The sequence below is a fragment of the Arthrobacter sp. Dra40 genome, from assembly GCF_059091905.1.
Map to the genome: position 1 here is coordinate 1 of NZ_JBNHHB010000324.1, position 4,247 is coordinate 4,247.

Here is a 4,247-nt window from a genome sequence, read left to right on the forward strand (position 1 = left end):
GTGCTGCGTGATGCCGCCTCGGCCGCTGATCTTGCGCCGGCATTACGACGGCGGGCAAGCGCCGGTGCGCTCCAGCGCACTTTCACCCGGCGCTGGCTGGATAACGTCCGGCGTGAAGCGCCGCTGCGGACCAACCTGAACTCGCTGGCGTTCACTGCGGCCGGCTGGCTGCGCGAAGTACGGCCGAAGGGACGGGCGGCTGCCGCGGTACGCTCCGTTGCTGCGGCTGCGAGCTCCTCGGCCAAAAACCGCGTGGCAGCTCCTGAATCCGCCCGAGACGACGTAAGGCAGCCCCGTGACTGATTCCCCCTCCCTGCTCGTCCTCTCGCTCTCGCCGCTGCGCAGCGACCCGAGGGTGCTCAAGCAAATCGCCCTGTTCAAGGACAAGTACCGGCTGTTCACCTGCGGCTTCGGCCCGGCACCGGACGGCGTCGCCGGGCACTTCGAGCTGGATACCGCACTGGCCAGCTGGCCGCGCGATCCCCGGCGACTCGCCCTGCGGCGCTACGTGGACGTGTATTGGAACATCGCAGCCGTGGCGCAGGCGCGGAAACTGCTGGGCGGCCAGCGCTTCGGCGCGGTGCTGGCCAATGACACCAACACCGTGCCGCTCGCGCTGAGCCTGCGGCCGGACCACGGGGTCCACGCCGACCTGCACGAATTCGCGCCGAAAGAGCACTTCAACAAACCGGCCTGGCGCGCGCTGGTGGCGCCGTACGTCCGCTGGCTCTGCCGCACCTACCTGCCGGCCGTGCGCTCGGTAACCACGGTGGCGGAGGGGATTGCGGAGCAGTACACCCAGGACTTCGGCGTGCCGGCCTCGGTGGTCACCAACGCCGCCCCGTTCGCGGACAGGCAGCCGCGGCCCACCGGCGAAAAGATCCGGATGATCTACAGTTCCGCCGGGCAGCGCTACCGCAAGATCGAAGACATCATGGAGGCCATGCGGGGTGCGCCGGAGCACCTGGAGCTGGACCTGATTGTGATGCCGAACGAGCCGGCCTACGTCGCCGAGCTCAAGGAACTCGGCGAGGAGCTGGCGCGGGTGCGGTTCCGCGAGCCGGTCCCGTACGACCAACTGGTGGACACCGTGGCCGAGTACGACGTCGCCATCTCCATCATCCCGCCCACGAACTTCAACCTGGCCCACGCGCTGCCGAACAAGTTCTTCGAGGCCGTCCAGGCCCGCACCGGACTGATCATCGGGCCCTCACCCGCCATGGAAACGCTGCTGCGCAGGCATCATCTGGGTGCGGTCACGGCCGACTTCACCCCCGCGGCCCTGGTGGAGGTGCTCAAGACCCTGACGCCCGAACTCGTGGACCAGTGGAAGGCCAACGCGCACACCGCCGCCCGCGAGCTGTCCTCCGAGCACCAGATCAAGGGCTGGGAGAACGCCGTGGACGGACTGTTCGCCCGGCAGGAGGCTTGAGCGGTGGCAGCAGAACCGCGCGTCCTGCACATCTATGACGCCGCCGACGTCGGTGCCACCTTGGTCAGGTACGGCCGGCGGGCGGGGCGTCCGTGGCGGCACTTCAACGTGGTGCCGCCCGAAGGGGCGCCGTCGTCCGCTGGTGGCCGGGCCGGCAAGCTCGCCGCAGGTGCTGCCTGGCAGGCGCGGCGGGCGGCCGCGATCCTACGCTCGGACCTGCTGCACGTCCATTCGGGGTCACGGATCGGGGTGGTGCGGTCCCGTCCGGTCAAGCCGTTTGTGCTGCATTTCCACGGCACGGACATCCGCAGCCAGTACTACGATCCCGTTCGCCGGCCCGCACTCCAGTGGGGCGCCGACCACGCGGTGAAGGTGCTGTACTCCACTCCGGACTTGCGCGAACACGCGGAAAAGGCCCGCAAGGACGCCGTGTACCTGCCGAACCCGGTGGACCTGGCGGAGCTGCCCGAGTGGCGGCCCGCGGACCGGCCGCGGATTGTTTTTGCCTCACGCTGGGACGCCTCCAAGGGCGGCCAGCAACAACTGGAGTTGGTGCGGGCCCTGCGCGCTGCCGCCGGGGCAGAGGTGGAGTTGCAGGGGCTGAACTGGGGGGACGGCGCCCCCGCCGCGGCCGAACTCGGCGTCGTGTTGGTGCCGAAGATGCCCAAATTTGAGTACTTGCGCTGGCTCGCTTCTGCCTGCGTTGTGGTCGGGCAAAGTGCCGGCATCCTGGCCATGAGCGAACTGCAGGCCATCGGGATCGGCGTTCCGGTCGTGATGCAACTGGGGGAGGGTTACTACCAGAGGCCTCCCGTGCTGCAAGGGGAATCCACGGACGCCCTGGCCGCAGCGGCCGCGGCTGCGCTGGAAAACCCGTGTGGCACCTCCGAAACCCTCGCTGGCCGGACCTGGCTCCGGGAACACCACGACCCGGCACGCGTGGTGGACCGTCTGGCGGGAATCTACGCTGAGACAGCGGCCGGCTAGTCCGCCTACCGGCTGCTCCGGGCGCGAGACAGCGGGAAAATAGCGGCTTGGTGAACCGGTAGCACTAGCTGCGCCCTATTGACTCCCTTCGCTGATCCCCCCTAGACTCACAGCACTTCCACCTCGTTCCAATCTCGTAACATTTTTATCGTTACTACGTGAGATGGTGCATAATGACCCCGACTTTAATGCGGCGGCTTGCGGCTGAAGTGCTCGGCACGGCAGTACTGGTGATTTTTGGAGTCGGATCCGTGCTGGCGGCGCTGACTGCCGGCAAAGGGGATCTAACCTACCCGGGGATCGGGTTCATTGCCCTGGGATTTGCCATCGCCGTAGCGGTGGCCATTTATGCATTTCTGGCGGTTTCGGGTGCCCATATCAACCCGGCTGTGACCATCGCGCTGGCGGTCACCAAACGGTTTCCCTGGGTGGAAGTGCTTCCCTACTTCATTGCCCAGTTTGTCGGCGCCGCGATCGGCAGCCTCTTGCTGGTGGCGTCATTCGGGACGCGGAGCGTGGACTTCGGCGGAGGTGCGACCGCCTTGGGGGAGGGAGTCTCCTACGGCCAAGGCATTATTGCGGAAGCGGTGGGCACCTTCCTGCTCATGCTCGCAGTCATGGCGGTGGCGGTGGACAAGCGGGCGCCGAAGGGCTGGGCGGGCCTGATCATCGGGCTGGCTGTCGCGAGCGCCATCCTGGTCATGGCTCCGCTGACCGGCGGTTCGCTCAACCCGGCCCGGACCTTCGGCCCGAATCTCGTGCAGTCCATCTTCGGCGGCAAGGTCGAATGGTCCCAGTTCCCGCTCTACATTCTTGGTCCCTTCATTGGCAGCCTGGCGGCTGCCGTTGCCTACGATCTGGTTGTTCGCCCGCGCGAACTCCCGGAGGGCGAGCCCCGCGCCGACGACCCGTCCATGTCGGCTGAGAAAGACATACAACCGGATTCCGACACATAGTGAAAAACCAGGGTTAAAAGAAAAATGCGGCTGCGCAGCGCCCGCTGGCTATGGCGCGGCTTGAACAGAAGATGAGAGGAAAAACCATGACGGGAAATCGTGTAATCGTCTATAAAGGCCCAGGGGAAGTCGCGGTTGAAACGATCGACTATCCTAAGCTGGAACTGCCTTCCGAGGTCGCCGGCAAAATGGGTATCCAGCAGAAGGCACCGCACGCCGCGATCCTCAAGCTGGTCGCGACCAATATCTGCGGAAGCGACCAGCACATGGTACGCGGGCGCACCACTGCCCCGGTCGGGCAGTCGCTCGGCCACGAGATCACCGGGGAGGTGGTCGAGACCGGTGACGACGTGCTCTTCGTGAAGGAAGGCGACATTTGCTCGGTGCCCTTCAACATCGCCTGCGGCCGCTGCCGGATGTGCAATGAAGGCAAAACGGGCGTCTGTCTCAATGTGAACCCGGCCCGGCCGGGCGCAGCCTACGGCTACGTGGACATGGGCGGCTGGATCGGCGGCCAGGCCGAGTACGTGATGGTGCCGTACGCGGACTTCAACTTGCTCAAGTTCCCGGACCGGGACCAGGCGATGGAGAAGATTCTGGACCTGACCATGCTCTCCGACATTTTCCCCACGGGCTACCACGGTGCGTTCACCGCCGGCGTCACGACGGGCTCCACCGTCTACGTTGCCGGCGCAGGGCCGGTGGGACTGGCCGCGGCCTTCTCCTCGCACGTGCTGGGCGCCTCGGCTGTCGTGGTCGGCGACATGAACGCCGACCGGCTGAGGCAGGCCGCCAGCTTCGGCTGTGAGACCGTGGACCTGAGCCAGGAAGGCTCCCTGCCGGAAAAGATCGAGCAGATCCTCGGCGTCCCC

The 4,247-nt window shown here is 66.5% G+C and carries 5 protein-coding genes; all 5 read left to right on the forward strand.

Features of this window, described 5'->3' with window-relative positions; translation table 11 throughout:
* Positions 1-303 (forward strand): hypothetical protein (locus AC5RWT_RS34955; protein ID WP_494084228.1); only part of this gene is annotated, 303 nt, incomplete at its 5' end.
* Entirely contained in the window at positions 296-1,432 is a 1,137-nt protein-coding gene (locus AC5RWT_RS34960; RefSeq protein ID WP_494084229.1) for a glycosyltransferase family protein, read from the forward strand. The genes AC5RWT_RS34955 and AC5RWT_RS34960, both read left to right, overlap by 8 nt.
* Positions 1,433-1,435: 3 nt before the next feature.
* On the forward strand, positions 1,436-2,419 hold the full coding sequence (locus tag AC5RWT_RS34965) for a glycosyltransferase (RefSeq protein ID WP_494084230.1): 984 nt from the start codon (positions 1,436-1,438) through the stop codon (positions 2,417-2,419).
* A gap of 173 nt (positions 2,420-2,592) precedes the next feature.
* The gene (locus tag AC5RWT_RS34970) at positions 2,593-3,375 is read left to right on the forward strand and encodes an MIP/aquaporin family protein (RefSeq protein ID WP_494084231.1); all 783 of its coding nucleotides are present in this window, start codon (positions 2,593-2,595) and stop codon (positions 3,373-3,375) included.
* 86 nt (positions 3,376-3,461) lie between these two features.
* Positions 3,462-4,247: alcohol dehydrogenase catalytic domain-containing protein (locus tag AC5RWT_RS34975; RefSeq protein ID WP_494084232.1), on the forward strand; the 786-nt coding region annotated here is incomplete at its 3' end.

Coding starts and splice junctions, on each gene's coding strand:
- AC5RWT_RS34970 (WP_494084231.1), top strand. CDS start 2,593: ATGACCCCGACTTTAATGCGGCGGCTTGCGGCTGAAGTGCTCGGCACG.